The organism is Variovorax sp. FW301-JW7 (genome assembly GCF_058788795.1).
In genome coordinates, this window is sequence record NZ_JBYTBC010000003.1 from 513,925 (window position 1) to 539,381 (window position 25,457).

Annotated in this window: 27 protein-coding genes and 1 tRNA gene; 20 read left to right on the forward strand and 8 right to left on the reverse strand. The window is 68.6% G+C overall.

The features are described 5' to 3' along the window. The first annotated feature begins 83 nt into the window (after positions 1-83). The 6 genes from cysS (at position 84) to AC3WQM_RS10825 (ending at position 5,708) form a co-directional block, all read left to right on the forward strand. Entirely contained in the window at positions 84-1,460 is a 1,377-nt protein-coding gene (cysS, locus tag AC3WQM_RS10800; RefSeq protein ID WP_492678611.1) for a cysteine--tRNA ligase, read from the forward strand. Then, a complete protein-coding gene (locus AC3WQM_RS10805) occupies positions 1,457-2,128 on the forward strand; it encodes a DNA-3-methyladenine glycosylase family protein (RefSeq protein WP_492678613.1) in 672 nt (223 codons plus the stop codon). Before cysS ends, AC3WQM_RS10805 begins: the two co-directional genes overlap by 4 nt. A gap of 157 nt (positions 2,129-2,285) precedes the next feature. Beyond that, positions 2,286-3,266: an acetyl-CoA carboxylase carboxyltransferase subunit alpha gene (locus AC3WQM_RS10810; RefSeq protein ID WP_056582036.1), complete on the forward strand. Its 981-nt coding sequence runs from the start codon at positions 2,286-2,288 to the stop codon at positions 3,264-3,266. Between the two features lie 20 nt (positions 3,267-3,286). Next, a complete protein-coding gene (tilS, locus tag AC3WQM_RS10815; protein WP_492678615.1) occupies positions 3,287-4,264 on the forward strand; it encodes a tRNA lysidine(34) synthetase TilS in 978 nt (325 codons plus the stop codon). A gap of 55 nt (positions 4,265-4,319) precedes the next feature. Next, entirely contained in the window at positions 4,320-5,588 is a 1,269-nt protein-coding gene (locus tag AC3WQM_RS10820; protein ID WP_099796662.1) for an aspartate kinase, read from the forward strand. A gap of 27 nt (positions 5,589-5,615) precedes the next feature. Continuing rightward, positions 5,616-5,708: transfer RNA gene (locus AC3WQM_RS10825), tRNA-Ser, on the forward strand. Positions 5,709-5,828: 120 nt separating this feature from the next. On the opposite strand, the gene AC3WQM_RS10830 is transcribed toward AC3WQM_RS10825, so the two are convergent. The 4 genes from AC3WQM_RS10830 to AC3WQM_RS10845 all read right to left on the reverse strand — a co-directional run bounded on the left by AC3WQM_RS10830 (position 5,829) and on the right by AC3WQM_RS10845 (position 7,369). Then, positions 5,829-6,050, reverse strand: coding sequence for a hypothetical protein (locus AC3WQM_RS10830; RefSeq protein ID WP_489057025.1), 222 nt, complete (start codon positions 6,048-6,050; stop codon positions 5,829-5,831). 30 nt (positions 6,051-6,080) lie between these two features. Then, positions 6,081-6,356 carry a hypothetical protein gene (locus tag AC3WQM_RS10835; protein ID WP_492678617.1) on the reverse strand — a complete coding sequence of 92 codons (276 nt, stop codon included), beginning with the start codon at positions 6,354-6,356 and terminating at the stop codon, positions 6,081-6,083. Positions 6,357-6,486: 130 nt separating this feature from the next. Further along, on the reverse strand, positions 6,487-7,020 hold the full coding sequence (locus AC3WQM_RS10840; protein ID WP_492678619.1) for a nucleoside 2-deoxyribosyltransferase: 534 nt from the start codon (positions 7,018-7,020) through the stop codon (positions 6,487-6,489). Between the two features lie 139 nt (positions 7,021-7,159). Beyond that, positions 7,160-7,369 carry a hypothetical protein gene (locus AC3WQM_RS10845; RefSeq protein ID WP_139705507.1) on the reverse strand — a complete coding sequence of 70 codons (210 nt, stop codon included), beginning with the start codon at positions 7,367-7,369 and terminating at the stop codon, positions 7,160-7,162. 221 nt (positions 7,370-7,590) lie between these two features. On the opposite strand from AC3WQM_RS10845, the gene AC3WQM_RS10850 reads away from it, so the two are divergent. Both AC3WQM_RS10850 and AC3WQM_RS10855 read left to right on the forward strand, forming a co-directional pair. Beyond that, a complete protein-coding gene (locus AC3WQM_RS10850; RefSeq protein ID WP_492678621.1) occupies positions 7,591-8,271 on the forward strand; it encodes a LuxR C-terminal-related transcriptional regulator in 681 nt (226 codons plus the stop codon). Between the two features lie 11 nt (positions 8,272-8,282). Then, positions 8,283-10,130 (forward strand): sensor histidine kinase, encoded by a 1,848-nt coding sequence (locus AC3WQM_RS10855; protein ID WP_492678623.1) that lies wholly within the window; start codon positions 8,283-8,285, stop codon positions 10,128-10,130. 18 nt (positions 10,131-10,148) lie between these two features. Here AC3WQM_RS10855 and AC3WQM_RS10860 read toward each other — a convergent pair whose 3' ends face one another. Continuing rightward, positions 10,149-11,078 carry a LysR family transcriptional regulator gene (locus tag AC3WQM_RS10860; RefSeq protein ID WP_159272076.1) on the reverse strand — a complete coding sequence of 310 codons (930 nt, stop codon included), beginning with the start codon at positions 11,076-11,078 and terminating at the stop codon, positions 10,149-10,151. A gap of 159 nt (positions 11,079-11,237) precedes the next feature. On the opposite strand from AC3WQM_RS10860, the gene AC3WQM_RS10865 reads away from it, so the two are divergent. The 9 genes from AC3WQM_RS10865 (at position 11,238) to AC3WQM_RS10905 (ending at position 18,382) form a co-directional block, all read left to right on the forward strand. Next, on the forward strand, positions 11,238-12,179 hold the full coding sequence (locus AC3WQM_RS10865) for a Bug family tripartite tricarboxylate transporter substrate binding protein (protein ID WP_492678625.1): 942 nt from the start codon (positions 11,238-11,240) through the stop codon (positions 12,177-12,179). Positions 12,180-12,240: 61 nt separating this feature from the next. Continuing rightward, positions 12,241-13,461, forward strand: a complete 1,221-nt coding sequence (locus AC3WQM_RS10870; RefSeq protein WP_492678627.1) for a helix-turn-helix domain-containing protein — start codon at positions 12,241-12,243, stop codon at positions 13,459-13,461. Positions 13,462-13,509: 48 nt separating this feature from the next. Beyond that, positions 13,510-14,205: a Vgb family protein gene (locus tag AC3WQM_RS10875; protein WP_492678629.1), complete on the forward strand. Its 696-nt coding sequence runs from the start codon at positions 13,510-13,512 to the stop codon at positions 14,203-14,205. Positions 14,206-14,233: 28 nt separating this feature from the next. After that, on the forward strand, positions 14,234-14,992 hold the full coding sequence (locus AC3WQM_RS10880) for a DUF899 domain-containing protein (RefSeq protein ID WP_492678631.1): 759 nt from the start codon (positions 14,234-14,236) through the stop codon (positions 14,990-14,992). Between the two features lie 36 nt (positions 14,993-15,028). Next, complete coding sequence (locus AC3WQM_RS10885; protein ID WP_492678633.1) at positions 15,029-15,595, forward strand: hypothetical protein; 567 nt, start codon at positions 15,029-15,031, stop codon at positions 15,593-15,595. Positions 15,596-15,699: 104 nt separating this feature from the next. After that, complete coding sequence (locus AC3WQM_RS10890) at positions 15,700-16,770, forward strand: putative FMN-dependent luciferase-like monooxygenase (protein WP_492678635.1); 1,071 nt, start codon at positions 15,700-15,702, stop codon at positions 16,768-16,770. Between the two features lie 14 nt (positions 16,771-16,784). Next, a complete protein-coding gene (locus AC3WQM_RS10895; protein WP_492678637.1) occupies positions 16,785-17,408 on the forward strand; it encodes a CMD domain protein in 624 nt (207 codons plus the stop codon). A gap of 7 nt (positions 17,409-17,415) precedes the next feature. Continuing rightward, the gene (locus AC3WQM_RS10900) at positions 17,416-18,027 is read left to right on the forward strand and encodes an alkylhydroperoxidase domain protein (protein WP_492678639.1); all 612 of its coding nucleotides are present in this window, start codon (positions 17,416-17,418) and stop codon (positions 18,025-18,027) included. 94 nt (positions 18,028-18,121) lie between these two features. Next, positions 18,122-18,382: a hypothetical protein gene (locus AC3WQM_RS10905; protein ID WP_492678641.1), complete on the forward strand. Its 261-nt coding sequence runs from the start codon at positions 18,122-18,124 to the stop codon at positions 18,380-18,382. Here AC3WQM_RS10905 and AC3WQM_RS10910 read toward each other — a convergent pair whose 3' ends face one another. Further along, positions 18,383-19,084: a TetR/AcrR family transcriptional regulator gene (locus tag AC3WQM_RS10910; protein WP_492678643.1), complete on the reverse strand. Its 702-nt coding sequence runs from the start codon at positions 19,082-19,084 to the stop codon at positions 18,383-18,385. Positions 19,085-19,282: 198 nt separating this feature from the next. Here AC3WQM_RS10910 and AC3WQM_RS10915 point away from each other — a divergent pair, with 198 nt between their 5' ends. Genes AC3WQM_RS10915 through AC3WQM_RS10925 form a run of 3 tightly spaced genes read left to right on the forward strand, consistent with a single transcriptional unit; the run spans position 19,283 to position 23,980 of the window. After that, on the forward strand, positions 19,283-21,652 hold the full coding sequence (locus tag AC3WQM_RS10915) for an FAD-dependent monooxygenase (protein ID WP_492678645.1): 2,370 nt from the start codon (positions 19,283-19,285) through the stop codon (positions 21,650-21,652). Between the two features lie 24 nt (positions 21,653-21,676). Further along, positions 21,677-22,627 carry a fumarylacetoacetate hydrolase family protein gene (locus AC3WQM_RS10920; RefSeq protein WP_492678647.1) on the forward strand — a complete coding sequence of 317 codons (951 nt, stop codon included), beginning with the start codon at positions 21,677-21,679 and terminating at the stop codon, positions 22,625-22,627. Between the two features lie 39 nt (positions 22,628-22,666). Continuing rightward, complete coding sequence (locus AC3WQM_RS10925; protein ID WP_492678649.1) at positions 22,667-23,980, forward strand: OmpP1/FadL family transporter; 1,314 nt, start codon at positions 22,667-22,669, stop codon at positions 23,978-23,980. 13 nt (positions 23,981-23,993) lie between these two features. Here AC3WQM_RS10925 and AC3WQM_RS10930 read toward each other — a convergent pair whose 3' ends face one another. Together AC3WQM_RS10930 and AC3WQM_RS10935 are read right to left on the reverse strand one after the other, a co-directional pair. Continuing rightward, positions 23,994-24,728, reverse strand: a complete 735-nt coding sequence (locus AC3WQM_RS10930) for an AP2 domain-containing protein (RefSeq protein ID WP_492678651.1) — start codon at positions 24,726-24,728, stop codon at positions 23,994-23,996. A 13-nt stretch (positions 24,729-24,741) separates the two neighbouring features. Further along, positions 24,742-25,452: a Crp/Fnr family transcriptional regulator gene (locus AC3WQM_RS10935; protein WP_492678653.1), complete on the reverse strand. Its 711-nt coding sequence runs from the start codon at positions 25,450-25,452 to the stop codon at positions 24,742-24,744. Positions 25,453-25,457: the final 5 nt, after the last annotated feature.

The window sequence follows — 25,457 nt, forward strand, 5'->3', positions numbered from 1 at the left end:
CGTAGCCACGCCCCCCGTCACCCCTGAAATACACCGTTGTTCGCCCGTACCGCACGTGCGCGAATCAACGCTTTCCGAGTCCCATGAGTCTGCGCATCTACAACACGCTGTCGCGTGAATTGGAGGAATTCTCCCCCCTGCAACCTGGGCAGGTTCGCATGTACGTGTGCGGCATGACGGTCTATGACCTGTGCCACATCGGCCATGCCCGCATGATGATGGCGTTCGACGTGGTGCAGCGCTGGCTGCGCGCCAGCGGCTATGCCGTGACCTACGTGCGCAACATCACCGACATCGACGACAAGATCATTGCGCGCGCGGTCCAGCGCGGCATCACCATCCGCGCGCTGACCGACGAGGTGATCGCGGCCATGCACGAGGACATCGGTGCACTGCGCATCGAGCCGCCCACCATCGAGCCGCGCGCCACCGAATACGTGCCGCAGATGCTCGGCATCATCGAGACGCTGGAGCGCAAGGGCCTGGCCTACCGCTCGGACAACGGCGACGTGAACTATGCGGTGCGCAAGTTCCCCGGCTACGGCAAGCTCTCGGGCAAGTCGCTCGACGAACTGCACGCCGGCGAGCGCGTCGCGGTGCTCGACGGCAAGCAGGATCCGCTCGACTTCGTGCTCTGGAAATCCGCCAAGCCGACCGAGCCCGACGACGCCAAGTGGGAGAGCCCCTTCGGGACCGGCCGCCCAGGCTGGCACATCGAGTGCTCGGCCATGAGCTGCGCCACGCTCGGCGAAACCTTCGACATCCACGGCGGCGGCGCGGACCTTCAGTTCCCGCACCACGAGAACGAAATTGCGCAGAGCGAAGGCGCCAACGGCAAGCCGCTGTCGCGCTTCTGGGTGCACAACGGCTTCGTTCGCGTGGACAACGAGAAAATGTCCAAGAGCCTGGGCAACTTCTTCACGATCCGCGAAGTGCTGCAGAAGTACGACGCAGAAAGCCTGCGTTTCTTCCTGGTGCGCACGCATTACCGCAGCGCGCTCAACTACAGCGATGCGCACCTCGACGACGCGCGCAACTCGCTCAAGCGGCTGTACACCGCGCTCGACCTGGTGGCCCCGGCGACCGTGGCCATCGATTGGACGCAGCCCCACGCCGCGCGCTTCAAGGCGGCCATGGACGAAGACTTCGGCACGCCCGAAGCCATCGCCGTGCTGTTCGAGCTGGCCGGCGAGGTCAATCGCACGAAGTCCGCAGACACCGCGGGCCTGCTCAAGGCGCTGGCCGGCACGCTGGGTCTGCTGCAAGGCGATCCGAAGGCGTTCCTGCAAGCCGGCACCACGCTCGACGAAGCCACCATCCAGTCGAAGATCGACGCACGCGCTGCGGCCAAGGCGGCGAAGAATTTCGCCGAAGCCGATCGCATTCGCAAGGAACTCCTCGAGCAGGGCATCGAGCTCAAGGATTCGCCCACGGGAACGACCTGGGCGGCTGCACAGTGAACGGAACGACGAACCCCGTACCCGCCACCCAGCAGACCAGCGTGCGCATCTACACGCCGGACTATTGGGAGGAAGCCTGCAAGCACCTGGCCAAGAAAGACCGCGTGATGAAGCGGCTCATTCCGAAGTTCGGCGAGGCCTGCCTCGAGTCGCGCGGCGACGCCTTCACCACACTGGCGCGCAGCATCGTGGGCCAGCAGATCTCGGTCAAGGCCGCGCAGTCGACCTGGGACAAGTTTGCGACGCTGCCGCGCAAGCTGACGCCGGCCAACGTGCTCAAGCTCAAGGTCGACGACATGCGCGGCGCCGGGCTGTCGGCGCGCAAGATCGAATATCTGGTCGATCTGGCCCTGAATTTCGATTCAGGCACCGTGCATGTCGACCGCTGGAAAGACATGTCGGACGAGCTCATCATCGAAGAGCTCGTGGCCATCCGCGGCATCAGCCGCTGGACCGCCGAGATGTTCCTCATCTTCCACCTGATGCGCCCGAACGTGCTGCCGGTCGACGACCAGGGGCTGCTCAACGGCATCAGCGTCAACTATTTTTCAGGCGACCCGGTCAGCCGCAGCGATGCCCGCGACGTCGCCGTGGCCTGGGCGCCGTATTGCAGCGTGGCGACTTGGTATATTTGGCGATCGCTGGACCCCGTGCCGGTCGTTTACTAAGGATCACCCCCAGGCTTCGCGCACTTCGTGTCGCTTCGCCAACCCCCTTCGAGGGGGCAACACCGGAGGCCCGGCAAAGCCGGTTCCTCGGTGTTTCTGGAATGAATGCAAAAGAGCCGGATGGCCGGTCAATTGATGAAATAAACAGGAGAAGACGTTGGCGAAACGAACCTTCCTCGACTTTGAGCAGCCCATTGCTGAACTCGAAACCAAAATCGAAGAACTGCGCTATGTCCAGACCGAATCGGCGGTCGACATCTCGGAAGAAATCGATCAGCTCGGCAAGAAAAGCCAGCAGCTCACCAAGGACATCTACAGCGACCTGACGCCCTGGCAGATCACCAAGATCGCGCGGCATCCGGAGCGCCCATACACGCTCGACTACGTCAACGAAATCTTCACGGACTTCGTCGAGCTGCATGGTGACCGTCATTTCTCGGACGACCTGTCGATCGTTGGTGGCCTTGCGCGCTTCAACGGCGTGCCCTGCATGGTGCTCGGTCACCAGAAGGGCCGCGACACGAAGGAACGCACCGCGCGCAACTTCGGCATGAGCAAGCCCGAGGGCTATCGCAAGGCCCTGCGTCTCATGAAGACGGCCGAAAAATTCAAGCTGCCCGTGTTCACCTTCGTGGACACGCCCGGTGCCTATCCCGGCATCGACGCGGAAGAGCGCGGCCAGTCGGAAGCCATCGGCCGCAACATCTTCGAGATGGCGCAGCTCGAGGTACCCATCATCGTCACCATCATCGGTGAGGGTGGTTCGGGCGGCGCGCTGGCCATTTCGGTCGGCGACCAGCTCGTGATGCTGCAGTACTCGATCTACTCCGTGATCAGCCCCGAAGGCTGCGCGTCCATTCTCTGGAAGACCAGCGACAAGGCGCAGGAAGCCGCCGATGCACTGGGCATCACGGCGCACCGCCTGAAGGCGCTGGGCCTGGTCGACAAGATCGTCAACGAACCCGTCGGCGGCGCGCACCGCGACCATCGCCAGATGGCCGCGTTCCTCAAGCGCGCGCTCAACGACGCCTTCCGCCAGGTCAGCGACCTGAAGACGAAGGAACTGCTGGACCGCCGCTACGAGCGCCTGCAGAGCTACGGCCGGTTCAACGACACCAAGGCCGACAACAGCCGCTGAGCGGCTTTTCCTTTTCCATCATGAGCGAAGCCTTCGAACGCGCCATGGCAGCGTTCGAACCGGTGAGCCTGCCGCTGGCCGTCGGCTTCAGCGGCGGTGCGGATTCGACCGCCTTGCTCGCGGCCTGCGCGGCGCGTTGGCCGGGGCAGGTGATCGCCTTTCACGTGCACCATGGCCTGCAGACAGCGGCCGACGACTTCGAGCGGCAGTGCGCGCAGGTCTGCGAACGGCTCGGCGTGCCGCTGGTGACGCACCGGGTCGACGCGCGGCATGCCTCAGGCGACAGTCCCGAGGATGCGGCGAGACGCGCACGCTATCAGGCGTATGCCGCCATGGCGCAAGCCGATGGGGCGCGGCCTGCCGTGTCGTCCATTGCGCTGGGGCACCACGCCGATGACCAGGTCGAAACGCTGCTGCTGGCGCTGTCCCGCGGCGCCGGCCTGCCGGGCCTGGCCGCGATGCCTGTGCATGCTGTGCGCGACGGATTGAACATCCATCGACCGTTGCTTGCGGTGTCGGCGGCCGATATCCGGGACTGGCTTGCGCACAAGCAGTTGCCGTGGATCGAAGACCCGAGCAACGCCGACGCCCGCTACACCCGCAACCGCATTCGCGCCGTGCTGCTCCCTGCATTGGCGGAAGCTTTCCCGCAGTTCCGCGCCACCTTCGCGCGCAGCATCGGCCACGCGGCGCAGGCCCAACAACTGCTGGGCGAACTGGCGGCACAAGACCTCGCTGCGGTGGGTGAGCCGCCGCAGATCCGACCGCTGCAGGCGCTGTCCCGCGCGCGGCAGGCCAACGTGCTGCGTCACTGGCTGATGCAGTCGCACGGCTGCGCACCGAGCGCGGCGCAGCTCGACCAGCTGCTGGACCAGGTCCGCGCCTGCAGCACGCGCGGCCACCGCATCCACCTCAAGGTGGGCGCGGGCTTCGCCGAGCGCAGGGGCGAGCGGCTGCATTGGTACAATGCCCCGCCCTCGCTGAAGACTTCGCTCTGACGGCTTGCAGGGCGCCGCTGTCCAGGCGGCCCTTTATCTTTCTCTGATTTCATCCATGGCATTGATCGTTCACAAATATGGCGGCACGTCGATGGGCTCGACCGAGCGCATCCGCAATGTCGCCAAGCGCGTCGCCAAATGGGCGCGTGCGGGTCACCAGATGATCGTGGTGCCCAGCGCCATGAGCGGCGAAACCAACCGCCTGCTCGGTCTTGCCAAGGAGCTCTCCCCGGGCAAACCCGGCGTGGCCTATCACCGCGAACTCGACATGCTCGCCGCCACCGGCGAACAGGCCTCGTCGGCACTGCTGGCGATGGCGCTGCAGGCCGAGGGCGCTGAGTCCGTGAGCTACGCGGGCTGGCAGGTGTCGGTGCGCACCGACAACTCGTACACCAAGGCCCGCATCGAGAGCATCGACGACGCCAAGGTGCGCGCCGACCTCGAGGCCGGCCGCGTCGTGGTCATCACCGGCTTCCAGGGCGTGGACGACGAGGGCAACATCACCACGCTCGGCCGTGGCGGCAGCGACACCTCGGCGGTGGCCATCGCGGCGGCCATGAAGGCCAGCGAGTGCCTGATCTTCACCGACGTCGACGGCGTCTACACCACCGACCCACGCGTCGAGCCCGACGCGCGCCGCCTGAACACCGTGAGCTTCGAAGAGATGCTCGAGATGGCCAGCCTGGGCTCCAAGGTGCTGCAAATCCGCTCGGTGGAATTCGCCGGCAAGTACAAGGTGCCGCTGCGCGTGCTTTCGAGCTTCACGCCGTGGGACATCGACATCAATGAAGAGGCCAAGTCCGGCACGCTGATCACTTTCGAGGAAGACGAAAACATGGAACAAGCCGTCGTATCCGGCATCGCATTCAATCGCGACGAAGCCAAGATCTCGGTGCTCGGCGTGCCCGACAAGCCGGGCATCGCGTATCACATCCTCGGTGCCGTGGCAGACGCCAACATCGAAGTCGACGTGATCATCCAGAACCTCAGCAAGGACGGCAAGACCGACTTCAGCTTCACCGTGCATCGCAACGAGTTCGCGCGCACGGTCGAACTGCTCGAGTCGAAGGTGATGCCTTCGCTGGGTGCCACCGAAATCGTGGGCGACACCAAGATCTGCAAGGTCAGCATCGTGGGCATCGGCATGCGCAGCCACGTGGGTGTGGCGAGCAAGATGTTCCGTGTGTTGAGCGAAGAGGGCATCAACATCCAGATGATCTCGACCAGCGAAATCAAGACCTCGGTCGTGATCGACGAAAAATATATGGAATTGGCCGTGCGCGCACTGCATAAAGCGTTCGATCTCGACCAACCGACCGCTTAAGTAATGGCATAATCGCGGTTGCTTTCAGGAACTGTGACCGAGTGGCCGAAGGTGCTCCCCTGCTAAGGGAGTATGGGGTGTAGAGCCTCATCGAGGGTTCGAATCCCTCCGGTTCCGCCAGGATTGGCTTCCTGATCACTTTGCAGTGATCAAACAGCCCAAAAGAGCCCCGCCAGTCGGGGCTTTTTTGCGTCTGCGCGCAACGCGCGACCGCTCCGCCGAAATGGCGAAGCGATGTCTTCAGGACGGCTGCGGTACGAGTGCGGATAGCGTCGCGATCGGCGCTGCGCCCACATGCAGTTCGCATGGATCGCAAGGCACCGAAATCTGCCGCCCGTCGAAGCGCACCCGCACGTGCGGATAGGTCGCTCCGGTGATGGTGCCGGGCCGGCCTTCGCTGACGACGCGGTCGCCGCGACGGAACGACCGGCCGAACCGCAGCTTGATTTTTTCGAAGCTCATTTCAGTCTCTCCTTGGTGGGCACCTGATGCTTAACGCACCGGATCGGATTCGATCGATGGCCGCACCAGCGTCGCGGCCGTGTCTTGAAGGATCAGCGCGTGATCCGGGTCGTGGCTGAGGTAGGGGCTGCTCAGCAGCTGGCCGATCAGCCGGTCGAAATGGAATCGGACCTTCGCCGGCTCGGGGTGTGCGGCGTACAGGGCGCGCAGCATCGAGACGATGGCGCTGATCTGCGTGGCAAGGACCTCCATGGAACCCAGGCGGCCCGCCGCTTCGAAAACTGCTTGTTGATCTGAGGGGGGCATGCTGGCCTCCTTTTTGGGGCGTTGGCATGTCCAACGCAAAAAGAGGATGAAAGGCTTACTTCGAGGGGCTGTCTCCCCAAAATTGGTGATGCCCCACCTTTGATTTGTGACTTATTTCACTAATTTCGACTCACTGCCGCTGGGCAGGCGCAGACCCCAACACCTCGGCCAGCACCCGCAAGGCGTCGGTCGCCAGGTCCGAAAAGCGCACCGAGCAGGCCAGCATGAGGTTCAGCGGCAGCCCGAAATCTTCGATCAGCGTGCCCTCGGGGTCGCGCAAGCTGCCGTCCGGGTCGCGGCCGACGACGCCTGCCGTGGCGGCGCGCTGCGCATAGGTGCCTGGCGGAACGCCGTAGGCGGCCACCGGAAGGCCCAGGGCGATGGCCACGCCGACCTCGAACACCGTGCCCGAATCCGGCTCCAGCCCGCGAAACGGCGCGAGGTTGGCAATGACGCCGTCCGCTGACCGCAGCAGCTTCATGTTCTCCTCGTAGATCCGGCGCGCGGGGTCGGGGCCGGCGTGCGTGCCGTCGAACGGCGGCACCGCCGTCATGCCGAGCGCGTCGCAGGCCAGCGCCAGCGCGGCAAAGTACTGCGCGGCGTCGGGCCGGAAGACGTCGGGGCCAGCGAGGTAGACCCGCGCACGCGTGGGGGAAGAGGGCATCTGTCGAGTATGCGACTGCCCCCGCGAAGCGCCAACATTCGGCGACCGCCGGATCGACCGTGGCCGCGGGCGGCGAGTCCACTAGCCTGGGAACCGACGGCGCGACAGCGGTAGGACGCCTCGCGAAGCCGCCATCAGCTCAGTGGCCTTCTGTTGTAGTGCCGTGCGCGCGCATCTCGCTGCGCAGGGCGCGCTGTCCCGACGCCAGTGCGAGCTCGTAGCTCTCGACCGGGTCGAAGGCGCAGCGAAGGACGGTGGGATGCGCACCGTCGGTGTCGGTTTCGAGCAGCCGCCAGACAAAGGATCCGGGAGCCGGCTCGTCGATGATGAGTTCGATCGGATGTGTCATGGCCTCACGATGGTCGCTCGCATGGCGCGTGTCTGTAGGCGAAGACCGACCGATGCCGCGCCTTGCCCCCAGAACCCCCAGATCTGGTGATGGCAGGCGCGCAGCCGCGAGGAGACACTGCAGCTTCGCGCGCGAAGCCTGGGTGATGATTCGGGCATGCTTCCCACCTTGTCCGAACCGTCCTGATGTCCGCTTTCTCTCCCCCGCCCGAAGGTCCGGCGATGACGCCGCCGCCCAGTCCCGACTTGCCGGCGCCCGTGCTGATCGTCGAGGACGACGCGCTGATGCAGCGGCGCATCGTCGACATCCTGGCGCAGCTGGGCTATGCCCGCGAGGTGCTGGTGCTGGCGGGCACGCTGGCCGATGCCCGCGTCGAACTCGCGCGGCAGCCGTTCGCACTGGTGCTCGTCGACCTGGGCCTGCCCGACGGCAACGGCGTGGAGCTGATCACGCAGATGAGTGCATCGATGAATGCGGACGACGGCCCCGGCATCCTCGTGATCTCCGCCTGGAGCACCGACGACCTGATCCTCAACGCGCTGCGCGCCGGCGCCACCGGCTACGTGCTCAAGGAGCGCGACGACCTGGAGCTGCTGCTGTCGATCCGCAGCGTGCTGCGCGGCGGGGCGCCGATCGATCCGTTCATTGCGCGGCGCATCCTCGATCTGACGCAGGCACCGCCGGCCACGCCGGGGCGCGTCGGCGAAGATGTGCTGACCTCGCGCGAACTGCAGATCCTCCAGCTTGTTGCCGAAGGCCTGACCAACCGCGAGATAGCCGAGCAGATCTTCCTGTCGCGGCACACCGTCGAATGCCACATCAAGAACATCTACCGCAAGCTCACCGTTTCCTCGCGCACGCGCGCCGTCTTCGCAGCGCGTTCGCGTGGCTTGCTGGCCTGAGCCTGTGGTGGTTGTTCGCGCACACGGCATGGGCGGCCGAAGGGTGCACGCCGCACATCGACAGCGTGCGGGCCGTGCGCGCCACCGCCGGCGCGGGGCCTGAAGCACCGCCGCCCATCGACGGCTGGCAGCCGGTGACGCTGCCTGATCACTGGGCCACGCGCTGGCCCGGCTTCGAAGGCATCGTGTGGTACCGCATCGACTGGCAGCGCCCCTGCGCGGGCCGCGACGACGCGCCGCAGCTGGGCGTGGCCTTCGACTACCTGAGCATGGCCGGCGCGATCTCGCTGAACGACAACCTGCTCTGGCGCGACGCCAGCCTGGTCGAGCCACTGAGCCGCAGCTGGAACACGCCGCGCGTCTTCTTCCTGCCGGCCGCCGCGTTGAACCCCGGCACCAACACGCTGTGGGTGCAGGTGGTGGGCGGCAGCATGTACGGCTCGGGGCTGGGTCGCGTGGTGCTCGGCCCGGCGGACGCGGCGGTGGCATACCACGACGAGCGCCGCCTGTTCGCGCGCGTGCTGCCCGCGGTCAACCTCGTCATCTCGATCACGCTGGGCTGCTTCTTCCTCGTGCTGTGGCTCATGCGCCGGCAAGAGGTTGCCTACGGCTGGTACGCGCTCAGCGCCATCGCCTGGCTGGTGTTCGCGAGCAACACCGTGGTCAGCACCTTGCCGTGGCCGTTCGCCTCCACCGACGCCTGGTCGCGCTGGATCACGGCCTGGATGGTCCTGTACGTGAGCTGCTTCTGCATGTTCATGTGGCACTTCGGCGGCCAGCGCTTTCCGCGCCTGAGCCGCGCGCTGTGGGCGGTGGCCGCGCTGGCCGTGGCGGCGATTGCGCTGCTGCCGCAGCCTGCGCTGTCGGTCGCGACGCTGGCGGTGTTCATCGTCTACTCGCTGCTCTTCATGGCCGTGTGCGTGCAGTTCATCCTGCGCGCGCTCGACACGAAGAAAACCGAGCACCTGCTGCTGGCCCTGTGCGCCTTCGGCTTCCTGGTGGCCGCGGTGCACGACGCGCTGATGATCCTGCGCGTCATCGACGACCGCTTCGGCTACACCGTGGTCACGGCGCCGTTGATCATGATCGGCATGTCGCTCATCTTGGCCGGTGGCTTCACGCGCAGCCTGCGCCGGGTCGAGAGCTTCAACGACGACCTCGCACGCGAAGTGCGCGGGGCGCGCACCGAGCTGGCCGACACGCTCAGCCGCGAACACCGCCTGGAACTCGACAACGTGCGGCTGCACGAGCGCCTGAGTGTGGCGCACGACCTGCACGACGGCCTGGGCAGTTCGCTGGTGCGCTCGATCGCGCTGGTGGAACAGTCGGGCGAGGCGCTGCAGCGACCGCAGTACCTGTCGATGTTCAAGTCGCTGCGCGACGACCTGCGCCAGATCATCGACACCCACAGCGGCGGCGCGGCCCCGGTGGCCGCCACGCCCACGCAATGGCTGGCGCCGATGCGCCACCGCTTCGGCCGCCTGTTCGAAGAAATGGGCGTGCGCAGCCACTGGCAGACGCCCGCGGCGTGGCCCTGCGCGCTGTCCGCGCGCCAGGTGCTGGGCCTCACGCGCCTGCTCGAGGAGGCGCTGGCCAACGTGGTGAAGCACAGCCGTGCGCGCACCCTGCGCGTGCAGCTGCTGGCCGACGGCGAGGCCGGCGTGCTCCTGAGCGTCGAGGACGACGGCGTGGGCTTCGATGCGGTGACGGTCGCCTCATCGATCGGCGGACTGGGCCTGCGCAGCATGCAGGCGCGCATGACACGCATCGGCGGCACGCTGCAGATCGATGCGGGCGATGGGGGCACGCGGCTGGAGGCGAGGGTGCAGGCGCCCGCGATGGGCGCTGGCAGCAGCTGAGTCCCGCTGCGCGCGTGATCAGCGTGCCTTGCGGAACGCGCGCACCTCGGGCGCCGGATGGTCTTCGATGTGCTGCAGCAGGAAGTCGAGAAACTCCTGCGCCGACGGCGAGAGCCCCCGATCCTTGTTGAGCCACACCTGGAACTTGCGGCTGAGCACGGGCGTGACGAGCGGGCGGAACTCGAGCTTCTGACGCTGGAGCAACTCGCCGGCATACGGCAGGCAGGTGGTCACGCCCAGGCCGTGCTCGACCATGCTCAGTGCCGTGGTCAGGAAGGCGACTTCATGCGTCGGGCTGAACTCCAGCCGGCCCGGCGATGCATACAGCTCGGCGCTGAGCAGCTGTGTGTATTCGCCTTGCAGCGAGATCACGGGGTAGCGGACCAGGTCGCTCCAGGCGACCCGCTGCTTTTTGGTCAGCGGATGCCCCGGCGGCAGCACCGCGAGGAAGGGCAGGGTGAAGAGCGTGCGCGCCACCACGTTGGCCGGTGCATCGCGCTCGGGGCCGATGGCCAGGTCCACGTCGCCGTTGATGAGGCGGCCCAGCACGCTTTCGACCATCGAGTCCTGCAGGCGCACGCGGATGCCGGGGTACTTCCGGGCGAAGGCGGCCATGATTTCCGGCATGACCGTGCACGCCATCACCTGCGGCACCGCGATGCGCACGGTGCCGGTGCGCAACTCGCGCAGGTCGGACACCGCATCGAGCGCCATGCCCAGGTCTTGCAGGATGCGCTCGGCCATCGGCAGGAACACCTCGCCCGCGCTGGACAGCTGCAGCTTGCGCGTCGTGCGGTGAAGCATCTGCACGCCCAGGTTCGACTCCAGGTCCTTGATGAGGCCGCTCAGTGCCGACTGCGTGATGTGCAGTCGAAGGGCGGCCTCGGTCACGCTGCCGGCGCGGGCGACCGCGATGAAGGCGCGCAATTGGCGCAACGTGACATTCATCGGTTTATCCGATAAGTAGCAAAGAAATATCTGATTGAACCATGAATGAAGCTCGCATCCAATCGCAGCGCTGTCACAACAACCACTGCCCAGGAGACATCGTTCATGCCCGTTTCTCATCGCCTTGCGCGCCGCGCCTTCCTTTCACTTGCGGCTGCCATGCTTGCTTCCGGCGGGGGCCACGCGCAAGCGCAGGCGCAGGCCTTTCCGTCCAAACCGATCAAGTGGATCGTCGGCTACCCCGCTGGCGGTGGCAGCGACTTCCTGGCCCGCACCATCGGCGCGCAGATGTCGGTCCAGGCCGGCCAGCCGGTGATCGTCGACAACCGGGCGGGTGCCGGCGCCATCATCGGCGCCGAGGTCACGGCCCGGTCGCCGGGCGACGGCTACACCGTGTTCACGGCCGACAACGGCGTGCTCGTGTACAACCCTGCGCTCTACAAGAAGCTGCCCTATGCCGTCGACCGCGACTTCGCGATGCTCGGCCTGATGGCGCGCACGCCGCTGGTCCTGGTGGCGGCGCCCTCGACGAACCTCAAGACCATCGGCGCCCTGATGGAGCAGCTGAAAAGCAAGCCGGGCACGCTGTCGTACGCCTCGCCGGGCAACGGCAGCCCGCACCATCTGGCGATGGAGCTGTTCCTGAGCCGCAGCGGCCTGTCGACCATGCATGTGCCGTACCGCGGCGCCGCGCCCGCGCTGCAGGACGTGATGGGCGGACAGGTGCCGCTGATGGTGGTGGACACCTCGTCGGGGCTCAGCGCCATCCAGTCGGGGAAGGTCATTCCGCTGATGGCGTTCAGCGCCAAGCGCCTGCCGATCCTGCCCGCCGTGCCCACGGTGGGCGAGCAGGGCTTCAAGGATTCGGAGGCCTACGCGTGGCAGGGGCTGGTCGTGCCGGCCAGCACGCCCGCCGCGATCCAGGAGCGCCTTTCGAAGGAGATGCAGGCTGCGCTGGCCAACGAAGGCGTGCGCAAGCGGCTGCAGGAAGGCGGCTGGGAGCCGGTGCCGAGCGACAGCGTGCTGATGAAGACCTACGCCTTCGCCGAGACCAAGAAGTGGCACGCGCTGATCCGTGAACGCGGCATCTCGCTGGACTGAAGACGCCGCCTCGTGAGGGGGCGGGCCGGGGCGCACCGGCGGTGTTGTAGCCTGTCGCCCCATGGATTCCCTCATCGCCGCCTCCGCGCGCGCGCTCGCTGCCGGCGACGCGCTGGGTGCCCTCAAGCGCGTGGCCCTGCGCGACGACCCGCCGGCGCTCGCGCTGCGCGGCATCGCCATGGCCCAGCTCGGCGAGCACCCGCGTGCGCGCGAGCTGCTGCGGCGTGCCGCGAGCGGCTTCGGATCACACGAAGAACTGGCGCGCGCACGTTGCGTCGTCGCCGAGGCCGAGGTGGCGCTCGCGATGCGCGACCTGGGAGGCTCGCCGCGCGCGCTGACCGCGGCGGCCGTCACGCTCGAGGCGCGCGACGACCTGGTCAATGCACTGCAGGCGCGGCTCATCGCGGCGCGCCGGCTGCTGCTGCTCGGCCGGCTCGACGAGGCTGCCGCCGCGCTGTCGCTGCTCGACGGACACAGCCTGCCGCCGTCGCTGGCGGCGGTGGCCGAGCTGGCGTCGGCGGAACTCGCCTTGCGTTCGCTGCGCACCGGCACGGCACGGGCAGCGCTCACCCGCGCGCATGACGCGGCCCTGCGTGCGCGCGTGCCGGCGTTGCTGGCCGAGGTGGCGGAAGCGCGCGCCGCGCTCGACCGTCCCGCCGCCCGGCGCATTGCGGCCGGTGGTGAACAGGCCCTGCGCCTCGATGAGGTCGAGGCGCTGCTCGCGTCCGACGCGCTCGTCGTCGATGCCTGCCGCCGCGGCGTCGGGGGCGGCGACACCTGGCGTTCGCTCGCACGCCGGCCCGTGCTGTTCTCTTTGGCGCGTGCGCTGGCCGCAGCCTGGCCCGGTGATGTCGACCGCGACGCGCTGATCGCCGACGCCTTCCGCACCCGCGACCCCGACGAGACGCACCGCGCGCGGCTGCGCGTCGAGATCGGCCGGCTGCGCGCGCTGGTCAAGCCGATGGCGCGCATCGAGGCCACGCCGCAGGGTTTCATCCTCCAACCTCTGGATGCGCGTCCGGTCGTGGTGCTGGCACCGCCCATCGATGGCGAGCAGGCCTCGCTGGTGGCGCTGCTGTCCGACGGCGCGGCCTGGTCGACCTCGGCGCTCGCATTGGCGCTGGGCGCGAGCCAGCGCACCGTGCAGCGCGCGCTGGCCGAACTCGAGGCCGAACGGCGCGTGCGTGCCATCGGACAGGCCAGGGCGCGCCGCTGGCTGGCCCCGCCGCTGGCGGGATTCACGACGATCTTGTTACTCCCCGCCGCGCTGCCGATTGAATAGAGTCGGGCTCATGCGCTACCCCCTGTGGCGCACCTACAGGAGCCCACCATGAGCAGCAGCAACAGTCAGAGCAAGAAGGCAGGCAAGGACCGGTTCGAAGGCGCGGTGCAGGCCGCGCAGATCGTGCGCGAATACGGCCCGTTCGAAGGCGTGGAGCGCATCCACGGCGTGACGCACGACGGCCACCAGGTGTGGGCCGCCACCGGCGGGCAACTGGTCGCCTTCGACCCCGCGAGCGGCGAAGCCACGCGCCGCATCGACGTCGCCTGCGACGCCGGCACTGCCTTCGACGGCACCTGCTTCTATCAGATCGTCGAGGCGCGCATCGACAAGATCGATGCCGCCACGGGCAAGGTGCTGGCCTCGATTCCCGCACCCGGCAACGGTTCCGACTCGGGCCTCACCTGGGCCGAAGGCAGCCTCTGGGTGGGCGAGTACCGCGACCGCAAGATCCACCAGATCGACCCGGCGACCGGCGCGATCCGCCGCACCATCGAATCGAACCGCTTCGTCACCGGCGTGACCTGGGTCGACGGCGAACTCTGGCACGGCACCTGGGAAGGCGACCAGAGCGACATCCGCCGCATCGACCCCACCAGCGGCGACGTGATCGCGCGGCTGGAAATGCCCAGCGGCGTCGGCGTGAGCGGCCTGGAGTCCGACGGTGCGGGGCTCTTCTATGCCGGCGACGGCCGGGCCAGCAAGGTCCGCGCGGTGCGCCGCCCGAAGACGGCCACGGCCTGAACGACACATACGCCAAGGAGCACACACCATGAACACCACAATGAATCACCCCGTCGTGACCCCCGAGCGCTGGATCAACGCGCGCAAGTCGTTGCTGGCGCGCGAGAAGGAGTTGACCCAGTTGCGTGATCGGATCGCGCAGGAGCGCCGCGCGTTGCCGTGGACGCGCGTCGAAAAAGCCTACGTCTTCGACACCCCTCAGGGCCGCCGCCCGCTGGCCGACCTGTTCGAAGGCCGTCGCCAGCTGCTCGTGCAGCACTTCATGTTCGGCCCCGACTGGGAGCAGGGCTGCCAGAGCTGCTCGTTCATGGCCGACCACTCCGACGGCATGCGCGTGCACCTCGAACACCGCGACGTCACGCTGGTGGCAGTGTCGCGCGCGCCGCTGGCCCGCATCGAGGCTTTCCGCCGGCGCATGGGCTGGCAGTTCGCCTGGGTCTCGTCGCACGACAACGACTTCAACCACGACTTCGGCGTGAGCTTCACGCCCGACGAGATGGCCAGCGGCGCCGTTGCCTACAACTACGTGAAGCAGCCGTTCCCGAGCGAAGAGGCACCCGGCGTCAGCGTGTTCTTCAAGGACGACGCCGGCGACGTGTTCCACACCTACTCGACCTACGGTCGCGGCGTGGAAGTCATGATGGGCACCTACAACATGCTCGACCTCGTGCCCAAGGGCCGCGACGAGCACAACCCGTCCTACACGATGGACTGGATCCGTCACCACGACCGCTACGAGCCCGCGCCTGTCGCGGCGGCGGGTGGTTGCTGCCATGCGCAGTCGTAAAGAAGCGCACGACCTGCGTGCTGATCGGTCTGCACCATGGCAAGCCTCTGGCCCTGGCTGGCGGTGGCGGGAATGGGCGTCCTGCACGGCCTGAACCCCACCACCGGCTGGATGTTCGCCGCCGCATGGGGCCTGCGCTCGCACGACCGGGCGCAGGCGCTGCGGGCGCTGTGGCCGATCGGCGTCGGGCATGTGGCCTCGGTGGCGCTCGTGGTCGTTGCGGTGGCCTTCGGCCTGTCGATGGACCGGGGCTTGTTGCAGTGGCTGGCTGGTGGGCTGATCGCGGTGGTCGCGCTCGTTCACCTGTCGGGCCGTCTTCCCATCATGGCGCGTGCGCCGGCGGGGCACGCGGGGCTGGCGCTGTGGTCCTTCATGATGTCCACCGCGCACGGTGCCGGCCTGATGCTGGTGCCGGCGCTGATCCCGCTGTGCATGGGTGATGCGGCGAAGGGCGCGATGAGTGGCTCGCTCGCGCCGGCGCTCGCGGCCGTCGCGCTCCACACGGCGGCGATGCTGGCCACCACCGGGCTGATGGCCGTCGGCGTCGGGGCGGGCGTGGGCTGGCTGCGGCGCCTGGCGCGCCGGCCTGCCGCCTTGCGCTGAACGCGCGATGCGCGCAAAGCGCATAAGCAAACGCGAAAACCGGCGTTCCATTCGAGCGGCCTGCGGCGCAACACTCGAAGGCTCTCGACCCCACAGGCCTTCGGATGCCCGGTACCTTCACTTCCCCGCGCAAGCGGCTCGGCTTCTTCAGCCGGCTGCTCGACGATGCCCCCGCCGCCGAGCGCTACCGCCTCGTCACCGCGCAGATCGCCCATGCCGAGGCCTTCGGCTTCGACTGCGCCTGGGTGGCGCAGCACCATTTCCATGAGCACGAGGGCGGCCTGCCGTCGCCCTTCGTCTTCCTCGCGCACATGGCCTCGCGCACGCGGCGCATCCGCCTGGGCACGGGCATCGTCACGCTGCCGCTGGAGAACGCGGTGCGCACGGCCGAAGACGCGATCGTGCTGGACCTGCTCTCGGGCGGCCGACTCGAAGTGGGCGTCGGCACGGGCGGCACGCCCGCGTCCTTCGCGGCCTTCGGGCTGGACAGCGACGACCGCGCGGCGCTGTTCGAACGGCAGCTCGCCACGGTGCGCGACGCCTGGGCCGGCCGGCCGCTGCCCGGCGGCGACACGCTGTATCCGGCGGGCGCGCAGCTGCTCGGCCGGCTCTGGCAGGCCACGTTCTCGGTGAGCGGCGGCGCGCGCGCGGGCACGGCCGGCGATGGGCTGATGCTCTCGCGCACGCAGCCGCGCACTGCGCAGGCGCCCGATGCGCCACTGGCCGACCTGCAGGACCCGATCATCGACGCCTACCTGGCCGCGCTGCCGCCGGGGCGCACGCCGCGCATCGTGGGTTCGCGCAGCGTGTTCGTGGCGGACACCCGCCAGGAGGCGCTGCGCCTGGCCGAGACCGGGCTGCGCCGCGCGGTGGTGCAGGCCGCCGCCACGGGGCAGATCGGCCTGGCCGACCGCGTCCGCGCCGATGCGCCGCTCGAGCAGCTGATCGCCGCGTACGACGTGCATGTCGGTTCGCCCGACGACGTGATCGCCTCGCTGCGCGCCGACCGCACGCTCGCGCGCGTGACCGACCTCGTGTGCCAGGTGCATTCGGTCGACCCGCCGCACGCGGCCATCCTGCGTTCCATCGAACTGACCGCCACGGTCGTCGCACCGGCCCTGGGCTGGGCGCGCGACACGGGCGTGCCGGACCTTCAATCGCTTGCGCTTCTCTAGGCTGTTTTTCTTCTATGAATGCCGTTGTTTCTTCTTCTCCCGTTCCCGAGGCTGTCGACGTGATCGATCAGCTGGTGGGCATCGCGCCCGGCAGTGCGCTCGACCGCCTGCGCGCGCAGCGCGAGCAGGCGCGCACGCAGGCGCAGCAGAGCTACCTGGCGCTGTTCGCGCCGAACGAACCCGTGGCCGGGCACTTCGAGATCGCGGATCGTTTCGCCGTCGCGACCTTCGTCGCCGAATTGCATGGGCAACCCGACGTGGCGCGCTTCTATGCCGAGGCCCTGGCGGGGCAGGGCGTGGCGAGGGCCATCGAGGCGGAGGTCGCACGCGGTGCCGCCCAAGGGCCGTATGGCCGTTATCCGGAAGGTCCGCTCGGCGTCGAAGACGAAGCCGGCCCGGTCTACGCCGTCGATGCGGCGCAGCGCGCGGTGCTGGGCGAACGGCTGTCGGCCGGCCTCGCGCATGCGCACCTGCTCGTCTTCCACCCGCGCGATGCCAGCCCGGCCGCACTGCAAGCGCTGCTCGATGCGGGATGGCGCACCACGGAGATCGTCACCTTGTCGCAGCTGGTGGCGTTCCTTGCGTTCCAGATCCGCATCGTCGTCGGCCTGCGCGCGCTGGCCATCCCTTCTGCATGAGCGCCCCATGAGCAAAGAATCGACCCTGACCCATCCCCACAACACGCATCCGCGCAGCTTCACGCAGGCGCAGCTCGAATGGCTGCCCTGGCTCGAACCGCTGCCGGAAGACGAACTGACCGAGCGCCACTACGCCGGCCTCGTCGACGCGTCGCGCGCCAAGTCGCCGTACTTCCGTCTGCTGGCGCGCGACCCGGACATCCTCGGCGCGCGCACGCGCACCGACAAGGACATCTTCTACAACCCTGACGCTGGCCTGCCGCGCGCCGAGCGCGAGCTGTCGGCCGCCGCCGCCTCGCGCTTCAACGGCTGCATCTACTGCGCCTCGGTGCACGCGCGCTTCGCCTCGCATTTCTCGCAGCGCACTGACGACGTGCAGCGGCTGCTCGACGAGGGCGTGCAGGCCGATCTGGGCGCGCGCTGGAATGCGATCGTGCAGGCGTCGGTCGCGCTGTCGGCCACGCCGTCGACCTTCGGGCCTGCGCACGTCGACGCCTTGCGCGCACAGGGGCTGGACGACCTGGCGATTGCCGACGTCGTGCATGGCGCGGCGTTCTTCAACTGGGCCAACCGGTTGATGCTGTCGCTGGGCGAGCCGCAGGAGCCTGCTGCCGCCTAGGCGCGGATCACCGCACGCAGCTTTGTTGCGGTGGCAAGTGAGGGGGATCACAGTCGGGCGCGCGGTACGCCTTCGGGTCGGCACGATGGCCCGCATGGACACCGACGCCCCTGTGTACGCAACGACACGCCAAGGCCGCGCTCCGGCGCCGGGCCTTGCTTTCGGCAATCCTTTTGTCCGCTGCCGATGCGGACTGGCCGGCCTGGAGCGCATCCACCGACGGTCGTGGATGAAGTTCCTGCCCGGCCTGCGCTTCTATCGCTGCAGCGGTTGCGGCAAGCCGCAGCTGGCGCCGAAGCGTGCGGTGCGCGACGCGGTCATTGCGCACAGGAGCGCGCAGCAGAACCAGCGCTAGCTAGCGGTTCTTCTTTCGGGGCGCGTCCGTCAGCATCCCATTCAGCAGCAGGTCGATGGTCTGCTCGGTGTGCTGCTCGGCTTGCTCGGGGCTCATCGGGTCGACGTCGTAGAGCCGCTTGATGAGGTGCATGGACGACTGCACCGAGGTCAGCAGGCTCGTCATCATGACGCTCGCATAGGCGCGCGGATAGGGCTTGATCAGGCCTTCCGCCTGGCATTCGGAGAGCAGCGCGTCGAGCAGCTCATGGAACGGCCGCATGTAGTGCTCGATGATCCAGTCCAGCCGCGGCCCGGCCTGCGCCACCTCGCGCAGCACCAGCGAATGCGCCGCGGGGTGCAGCACGTTGATGATGGCGAACACCCGCAGCGCGCTGCGCAGCTTGGTGAGCGCATCGGCCGTGTCCTCGTCGACCTGCATCGCATCGATGGACGCCATCGCCTCGGTGTACGTGCTCTCGACCACGGCGCGCCACAGGCCTTCCTTGCCGCCGAAGTGGTAGTTGAGCAGCGGCTGCTTCACGTCCGCGCGGCGCGCGATGGCCAGCACCGACGTGCCCTCGAAGCCCTTCTCGGAGAACTCGACGATGGCCGCGTCCATGAGGCGCTGCCGGCCTGAGGTGTCGGCCGCTGGTTCCGCGGGCTCGGTGCGGGCAGGGACGGGGGTGCGCTTCGGGGCTGTCTTGCCCGTGGGAGTCTTCATGGATGGCGTGCGCCGGCGGGCCGTGGCTGGTTGACGATGGCCGCATTGTCCAACAGTCGCGCGCACCGGTAGGCCGGTCGACGTGTGTGACTTATATAAGTATAAACACGCATCTTGCATTGACTTATATTTGTATAAATTCACGTGCATGGCAGCCGTTGGTGCTGTCGAAGGTCGAGAGAGCCACAGATGCACGTGTTGGAAGTTCCCGTTTTGATCGTCGGTGCCGGGCCCGTCGGGCTCACCATGGCGGCCCTGCTGGCTGACCAGGGCATTGCGTCGCTGCTCGTCGAGCAGCGCGACGGTCTGCACCAGGCGCCGCAGGCGCATGTCATCAGCGCGAGGACGCGCGAAATCCTGGCCAGCCTGGGAATCGCCGACGAGGCGCTGGCGCGCGTGACCACGCCGCCGGCCGATGCGCGCTACGTGACCTGGCGGCGCAACCTCGCCGAGGGAGACATCGCACGCATCGAGATCGGTGGCGAGGCGCGCTTCGTGCAGCTGGACGCGGTCAGCGGCAAGCGCAGCGCGAACGTGCCGCAGCATCATCTCGAGCGCGTGCTGTTCGATGCACTCGCCGGCCGCACCCACTGCGAGACGCGCTTCGGCCAGACCTGGCGCGGGGCGGAAGAAGAGGGCGACTGCATCGTCTCGCACATCGAGGACGCGGCGAGCGGCGAGGTCTATGCCGTACGCAGCCAGTGGCTGCTGGCGGCCGACGGTGCCAGCAGTTCCGTGCGGCGCGGCGCGGGCATCGCGATGGCCGGCGACACGAACCTGGCCCACATGGTCACGGTCAACTTCGAGGCCGACCTGCGTCCGCTCGTGAAGAACAGCCCGTCGATCCTGTTCTGGACCCTGTCTGCGAAGGCGCCCGGCACCTTCATCGTCCACGACGCCGCGCGCTACGCGGTGTTCATGACGCCGTACTTCCCGCCGCACGAGCAGCCCGCGGACTTTCCGGTCGCTCGCTGCGAACGCATGCTGCGCGCGGCGCTGGGAACGGCCGAGGTGCCGTTTCGCATCACCTCGCTGTCGCACTGGACGATGCAGGCGCACGTGGCCGATCGCTATCGGCAGGGACGCACGCTGCTGGTCGGCGATGCGGCGCACCGCTTTCCGCCCACGGGTGGGCTGGGGCTCAACACGGGCATCGCGGACGCGCACAACCTGGCGTGGAAGCTGGCGCTGGTCATGCAAGGCCGCGCGGGCGAGGGCCTGATCGACACCTACGGTGCGGAGCGCCGCCCGGTGGCCGTGGCGAACTGCGAGGCCAGCGTGAAGAACTTTCACAAGATGCGCGAGGTCACCGCGGCCATGGGCATCGACGACCGCCGCCTGCCGCTGCTGGGCCGCGTGCGTTCGAGTGCGCCGGCGCGTGCGTTGCCGGGCGCGGTGCGCTCGGCGATCGGCGGGCTGTTCGTGGCGCCGGTCGAGTGGCGCACGCGCCGCATCGCGAAGGCCGCGTCCGTGCGCTGCGCGGCCATCCGCCAGCGCGTGCAGCGCGCCGCCGAGAACCAGATGGCGCACTTCAGCACGGTGGGCCTGGACCTGGGCCATGCCTACCGGGGCGCGGCCGTGTGCGGCGACGGCACGACCGCACCGGTCGCGCCAGACCCCGTGCGCGACGTGTGCCAGTCGCTCACGCCCGGCGCGCGCTGGCCGCACTTCCACCTCGCGCCCGACGCCGGCGTTGCGTACCGCACCAGCTCGCACGAGCTTCTGAGGCCCGGGCACTTTCTCCTGGCCGGCATGGGCCGCCACGGCGCAGCGTGCGAACGGCTGGCGGCGTCGTTGGGCGTGGCCGTCGTGGGCGTGAACCTGGACCTCGCCGCCTCGCACAAGGCGCTCGCGCAACTGATCGGCTGGAACGACGGCCAGGCCGACGCCACCCTCCTGGTGCGTCCCGACGGCCACATCGCCTGGCGCAGCACCGCGCCGCAACCGCCGAGCCCGAGCGACGTGGCGGCGGTGCTGCGCGCCATCCTGCAGATCAACCTTTCCCCACCCACCCCTCGACCCCAAGGACATGCAATGACGAACCCCATGGACCGTTTTCCCCTCCCTTCGCCCGATCCGCAGGCGAGGTCGCCGCGCAAGCTCGCGCACGTCGTGCTGGCGACACGCCGCTTCGACGAATCGATCCGCTGGTGGAGCGTGGTGCTCGGCGCGCGCACGATGTTCCGCAACGAGATGCTGTGCTTCCTGAGCTACGACGACGAACACCACCGCGTGGCGCTGATCAACGCGCCCACGCACAGCGCCGGACAGGCCCAGACCGCGGGCGTGGACCACGTCGCCTTCACCTACGGTACGCTCGACGACCTGCTGCACACCTACGCGCGGCTCAAGGGCCACGGCATGCAGCCGGTGTGGAGCATCAACCACGGGCCGACCACCTCGCTGTACTACCTCGACCCCGAGGGCGTGAAGGTCGAGCTGCAGGTCGACAACTTCGAGAGCGCGGCCGAGCTGGACGCGTGGTTCCGCGCCGGCGATTTCGCGACGAACCCGATCGGCGTGGAGTTCGATCCCGAGGTGTTGCTCGCCCAGCATCGCGCGGCCTGACGCGCACGCAAGGAGAACCACCCCATGCGCCTGTGCACTTTCTCGACCGATGCGTTCTCGCGGCACGTCGGCCTCGCCTTGCCGGACCAGCGGCTGCTCGATGTCAGCGCCGCGTTGCCCGGCGATCCGCGCTTTGCCACGTTGCTGGACGTGATCCAGCATGAAGACGACACGCTGCCGATGCTGCGCGCATTGCTCGCGTCGACGCAGATGCCGCAAGGCTGTCTGCATGAACTGAAGGACGTGCGGTTCGAGCTGCCCTACCAGCCGCCGCAGATCCGCTGCTTCAGCGTCTACGAGCAGCACCTGAAGAATGCCTTCCGGCAGGTCGCCGCGAACGTCTCGCCGGCGGCCGGTGCACCGGCGTGGGCGATGCAGATTCCGGCGGCCTTCTACGAGACACCCGTCTACTACAAGGGTGTGCGGCTCAACCTGTCCGGCCCGGGCGCCTCGGTGCGGCGGCCCGCGCCGGGCACCATGCTCGACTACGAGGCCGAGCTGGCCGTGGTGGTGGGGCGCGGCGGCAAGAACATCGCGGCGTCCGCGGCCATGGCGCATGTCTTCGGCTACGTCGTTTTCAACGATTTCTCCGAGCGCGCGCAGCTCATGAAGGAGCTGCGCAGCGGCGTGGGCACCGGGCCGGCGAAAGGCAAGGACTTCGACGGCAGCAACAGCCTGGGGCCGTGGATCGTCACCGCCGACGAGATCGCCGATCCGCATGCGCTCGACGTGGCGGTGCGCGTGAACGGTCAGCTGCGCGGGCAGGGCAGCACCTCGGGCATGACGCACCGCATCGATCGCATCCTGAGCTTCGCGTCGCAGAACGAGACGCTGCATGCGGGCGAGCTGCTGGCCACGGGCTGCGTGCCCGAGTGCGCGGGCGTCGAGCACTGGCGCTTCCTGGACGACGGCGACCGCGTGGAAGTCGAGATCGCGGGGCTCGGGGTGCTGGAGAACACCGTCATCGCAGCCTGATCGCCTGCACGCTCAAAGAAAACAACAACGGAAACAACGATGACAACGACATGGCGGACCCTGGTGTCTGCAGCTGCGCTGTGCCCGGCGCTTGCCGCGGCCGACAACGGCTATTTCCAGATCGGCTACGGCGCGGAGGCGCGTGGCCTTGCCGGCGCCGCGGCCGCATCGACCCGCGATGCCTTCGGCGGCGCGAGCAACCCCGCCACCACGGTGTGGGTCGGCGACCGGATGGAGGGCAATTTCATCGCCACCCGCGGCGACACGCAGATGGTGCGCACGGCGAACATGCCACCGCCCACCACGGGCCTGCTCGACACGCGCACCGACAGCCTCGGCCGCTGGGAGCCGCTGGCCGAACTGGCGATCAGCCGCGCGATCGCGCCGGGGCTGTCGGCCGGCCTCGTTGCTTACAGCAACGGCGCCGGCACCTACTTTCCCGCCGACAGCACGCCGTGTCCGTCGCCCGGCGGCGCGGTGCAGCGGGCGAACGCGGCCTGCGGCACGGGGCGCAGCATCACGACGATCAAGCAGCTGACGGTGGCGCCCACGGTGTCGAAGCAGCTGGGCGAGCGCTGGTCGGTCGGCGCCTCGCTGCTGCTCACGGCGCAGCAGTTCAAGGCCGAGGGCGTGCAGCCGCTGGCGCCGCAGTCGGCCGCGCCGCAGCACCTGAGCAACCAGGGCGTGGCCTCGTCGTTCGGCGTGGGCTTTCGCGTCGGGGCGTACTGGCGCGCGAGCGACACGCTGAGCCTGGGCGCTGCATGGTCGCCGCGCACGCGCATGGGCCGCATCAAGGCCTACGAGGGCCTGCTGGCCGACCATGGCCGGCTCGATGTGCCGATGAACCTGCTCGTCGGTCTGCAGTGGTCGCCGACCGAGGCGCTGTCGGTGCTGCTGGACTACCAGCGCATCGGCTATGCGGGCGTGGCCGGGCTGGGCAACCGGCCTTTCGACGGCTCGGTGCTGCGCGGTGCGGCGGGTGGCCCGGGCAATGGCTGGAAGGACATGAACGTCGTCAAGCTCGGCGTGCGCTACCAGGCCACGCCGGCCCTGCGTCTGTCCGCGGGCGTGTCGGCGAACAGCGCCGCCTATGCGGACGCGGCCACCAGCGACAACCTCAATTCGCCGTCCACGTTCCGCCGGCACTTCACGCTGGGGCTGGGCTATGCGACGTCGGCGCGCACCGAGTGGTCGGTCTTCTATTCGCTGGCGCCGGCGCACCGCACGAGCGGACCTTCGGCGCTTGCCGCTGCCGTGGGCGCACAACTGAACGGCGTGTCGAACCCCTGGGGCCGGGAGAGCCTGGCCACGCGCCAGCAGAGCCTCGGCGTGCAGTACGCGGTGCGCTTCTAGGGCGCTGTGCCGCTCAGGCGTCGTCGGCCGCTGTCTTCGCCTGCAACTGCTGCTGGCGTTCGGCGATGGCCATGTCGCGGGCCACGTCGTGGCCGAGCGTGCGCACCGAGAATGACCGGCTCACGCTGCCCTTGCCCGCCGTGTAGGTGATCGCCACCCAGTACCCGGGATGGCCCGCGCGCGGCGTCTTGAACTGCACGCCGCTGACGCCGCTCGTGTTGTTGCGTCGCACGATCTCCGACTTCGAGCGCTTGGGCGGCAGCTCGGCTTCGTCGTCGGGCGGCGGGCGTTTGCGGATGGCTTCCTCGGCGGGATGGATTCGGGCAAGGCCGACCATGCGGCCGAGCTGGCGTTGCCGCTCGCCGATGGCGTGCGCGCGGGCCGCGGGGCCCCAGTCGGCCAGGTCGAACTCGGTGCGAAGGATTTCCTCGTGGCCGAGGTAGGTCTTGGCCAGCCAGGCCACGGGTTTGCCCTGCGCGGAAAGCCGGGGGAAGACGCCGGGCTCGCCCGTCCTGTTGTTGCTGCGCAGGGCCTGCGCGCGTTCCTTGCGCGCGACCGGCGGGTGCTCCTTCACGATGGTGTCGCGCCAGGCCTGCGCCCGCCGCAGCGCCTGCTGGATGCCGCCGTAGCTGGCGTGGCCGAAGAGGCGCGCGTAGCGCACGCCGTCTCGCACGAGCGACACCTCGAAGCCCCAGGGACGTGGAGAAATGCCGTACATGTCGGTGGGGTTCGGAATACCTTTGGGCATCGTCAGTGCGTGGTCATGGCGTTTCGGGGCTGTCGCCGTCCCAGGTGCAGAGCTCGTCGGACAGCTCGTGGGCTTCCGGCAGCAGGCTGCCGAAATCGGTCGAGGCGAAGGTCGGCGGCACGTGCACGCCCTGGTCGTCGCGGCGCACCAGCCCGCGGCTTTCCATGTCGCGCATGGTCTTGTTGACGACCTCGCGCGAGAGCCCCGAGTACGACGCGATCACCGCCTGCGTGATGCGCTTGTCGTAGCCGCCGGTGGCCGCGGGCGCCAGCTGCGTCAGCTCGTGCAGCACGCGGCTCACGAGGCTTTCGGACGACAGCGACGAGATGCGGCGCAGCTGCCCGCGCACCATGGCGACGCGCTTCATCGCGATCTCCAGCAGGCCCATGGTCACCTCGGGGTACAGCGCGCACAGCCGGCGCACCGCGGCCACCGGCAGGTGGTAGACCGACGAGGGCAGGGCGGCCACCAGCGTCGAGGTGGCCTGGTAGCTGTTCTCGCCCAGCGAGGGGCCGAGGAAGAAATCGCCCCGGCGGATGAAGTCGGTCGTCACGTCCCGGTCGACCGCGCGCAGCAGGCCCGTGGCCACGCAGTAGATGCGGTCGGTGTGCGTGTCGGCCTGCAGCACGATCTCGTTGCGCCGGTAGGAATGAAGCGCGCTGCTGCGAATCAAGGCGGCGCGCTCGTCGGGCGGCACGCTGGCGATCAGGGGATGGAGATACATGGCCA

Bases quoted from the DNA above. Each gene is read 5' to 3' on its own strand.
- AC3WQM_RS10865 (WP_492678625.1), top strand. From the start codon at position 11,238: ATGCTTGCTTCCGGCGGGGGCCACGCGCAAGCGCAGGCGCAGGCCTTT.
- cysS (WP_492678611.1), top strand. From the start codon at position 84: ATGAGTCTGCGCATCTACAACACGCTGTCGCGTGAATTGGAGGAATTC.
- AC3WQM_RS10880 (WP_492678631.1), top strand. From the start codon at position 14,234: ATGAACACCACAATGAATCACCCCGTCGTGACCCCCGAGCGCTGGATC.
- AC3WQM_RS10835 (WP_492678617.1), bottom strand. From the start codon at position 6,356: ATGCCCCCCTCAGATCAACAAGCAGTTTTCGAAGCGGCGGGCCGCCTG.
- AC3WQM_RS10925 (WP_492678649.1), top strand. From the start codon at position 22,667: ATGACAACGACATGGCGGACCCTGGTGTCTGCAGCTGCGCTGTGCCCG.
- AC3WQM_RS10875 (WP_492678629.1), top strand. From the start codon at position 13,510: ATGAGCAGCAGCAACAGTCAGAGCAAGAAGGCAGGCAAGGACCGGTTC.
- AC3WQM_RS10890 (WP_492678635.1), top strand. From the start codon at position 15,700: ATGCCCGGTACCTTCACTTCCCCGCGCAAGCGGCTCGGCTTCTTCAGC.
- tilS (WP_492678615.1), top strand. From the start codon at position 3,287: ATGAGCGAAGCCTTCGAACGCGCCATGGCAGCGTTCGAACCGGTGAGC.
- AC3WQM_RS10845 (WP_139705507.1), bottom strand. From the start codon at position 7,369: ATGACACATCCGATCGAACTCATCATCGACGAGCCGGCTCCCGGATCC.
- AC3WQM_RS10935 (WP_492678653.1), bottom strand. From the start codon at position 25,452: ATGTATCTCCATCCCCTGATCGCCAGCGTGCCGCCCGACGAGCGCGCC.
- AC3WQM_RS10870 (WP_492678627.1), top strand. From the start codon at position 12,241: ATGGATTCCCTCATCGCCGCCTCCGCGCGCGCGCTCGCTGCCGGCGAC.
- AC3WQM_RS10895 (WP_492678637.1), top strand. From the start codon at position 16,785: ATGAATGCCGTTGTTTCTTCTTCTCCCGTTCCCGAGGCTGTCGACGTG.
- AC3WQM_RS10905 (WP_492678641.1), top strand. From the start codon at position 18,122: ATGGACACCGACGCCCCTGTGTACGCAACGACACGCCAAGGCCGCGCT.
- AC3WQM_RS10840 (WP_492678619.1), bottom strand. From the start codon at position 7,020: ATGCCCTCTTCCCCCACGCGTGCGCGGGTCTACCTCGCTGGCCCCGAC.
- AC3WQM_RS10820 (WP_099796662.1), top strand. From the start codon at position 4,320: ATGGCATTGATCGTTCACAAATATGGCGGCACGTCGATGGGCTCGACC.
- AC3WQM_RS10910 (WP_492678643.1), bottom strand. From the start codon at position 19,084: ATGAAGACTCCCACGGGCAAGACAGCCCCGAAGCGCACCCCCGTCCCT.
- AC3WQM_RS10920 (WP_492678647.1), top strand. From the start codon at position 21,677: ATGCGCCTGTGCACTTTCTCGACCGATGCGTTCTCGCGGCACGTCGGC.
- AC3WQM_RS10930 (WP_492678651.1), bottom strand. From the start codon at position 24,728: ATGCCCAAAGGTATTCCGAACCCCACCGACATGTACGGCATTTCTCCA.
- AC3WQM_RS10860 (WP_159272076.1), bottom strand. From the start codon at position 11,078: ATGAATGTCACGTTGCGCCAATTGCGCGCCTTCATCGCGGTCGCCCGC.
- AC3WQM_RS10885 (WP_492678633.1), top strand. From the start codon at position 15,029: ATGGCAAGCCTCTGGCCCTGGCTGGCGGTGGCGGGAATGGGCGTCCTG.
- AC3WQM_RS10830 (WP_489057025.1), bottom strand. From the start codon at position 6,050: ATGAGCTTCGAAAAAATCAAGCTGCGGTTCGGCCGGTCGTTCCGTCGC.
- AC3WQM_RS10900 (WP_492678639.1), top strand. From the start codon at position 17,416: ATGAGCAAAGAATCGACCCTGACCCATCCCCACAACACGCATCCGCGC.
- AC3WQM_RS10850 (WP_492678621.1), top strand. From the start codon at position 7,591: ATGACGCCGCCGCCCAGTCCCGACTTGCCGGCGCCCGTGCTGATCGTC.